The 1,179-nt window shown below is 51.3% G+C and carries 1 protein-coding gene; it reads left to right on the forward strand.

Going from position 1 to position 1,179, the window contains the following annotated elements:
* Window positions 1-1,179 (forward strand): elongation factor Tu (gene tuf / locus HMPREF3277_RS02075; RefSeq protein WP_239665785.1); only part of this gene is annotated, 1,179 nt, incomplete at its 5' end.

Consider the following 1,179-nt stretch of genomic DNA (forward strand, 5'->3'; position numbering starts at 1 on the left):
AAGGAAAAATTTGAACGTAGCAAACCGCACGTAAACGTTGGCACCATCGGTCACGTTGACCATGGTAAAACCACTCTGACTGCTGCTTTGACTACTATTTTGGCTAAAAAATTCGGTGGTGCTGCAAAAGCTTACGACCAAATCGACAACGCTCCCGAAGAAAAAGCCCGCGGTATTACCATCAATACCTCACACGTAGAATACGAAACCGAAACCCGCCACTACGCACACGTAGACTGCCCGGGACACGCCGACTACGTTAAAAACATGATTACCGGTGCCGCACAAATGGACGGCGCAATCCTGGTATGTTCCGCTGCCGACGGTCCTATGCCGCAAACCCGCGAACACATCCTGTTGGCCCGTCAAGTAGGCGTACCTTACATCATCGTGTTCATGAACAAATGCGACATGGTTGACGATGCCGAGCTGTTGGAACTGGTTGAAATGGAAATCCGTGACTTGCTGTCAAGCTACGACTTCCCAGGCGACGACTGCCCGATCGTACAAGGTTCTGCACTGAAAGCCTTGGAAGGCGACGCCGCTTACGAAGAAAAAATCTTCGAACTGGCTGCCGCATTGGACAGCTACATCCCGACGCCCGAGCGTGCCGTGGACAAACCGTTCCTGTTGCCTATCGAAGACGTATTCTCCATCTCCGGTCGTGGTACCGTAGTAACCGGCCGTGTAGAGCGCGGTGTTATCCACGTTGGTGACGAGATCGAAATCGTAGGTCTGAAAGAAACCCAAAAAACCACTTGTACCGGTGTTGAAATGTTCCGCAAACTGCTGGACGAAGGTCAAGCAGGTGACAACGTAGGCGTATTGCTGCGCGGTACCAAGCGCGAAGAAGTGGAACGCGGCCAAGTATTGGCTAAACCGGGTACCATCACTCCGCACACCAAATTCAAAGCGGAAGTGTACGTATTGAGCAAAGAAGAGGGTGGTCGTCATACTCCGTTCTTCGCTAACTATCGTCCTCAATTCTACTTCCGTACTACCGACGTAACCGGCGCGGTTACTTTGGAAGAAGGTGTAGAAATGGTTATGCCTGGTGAGAACGTAGCCATCACTGTAGAATTGATTGCACCTATCGCTATGGAAGAAGGTCTGCGCTTTGCGATTCGCGAAGGTGGCCGTACCGTAGGTGCAGGTGTGGTTTCTTCTATCATCGCTTAA

It is taken from the genome of Neisseria sp. HMSC70E02 (genome assembly GCF_001838645.1).
GTDB lineage: Bacteria > Pseudomonadota > Gammaproteobacteria > Burkholderiales > Neisseriaceae > Neisseria > Neisseria macacae.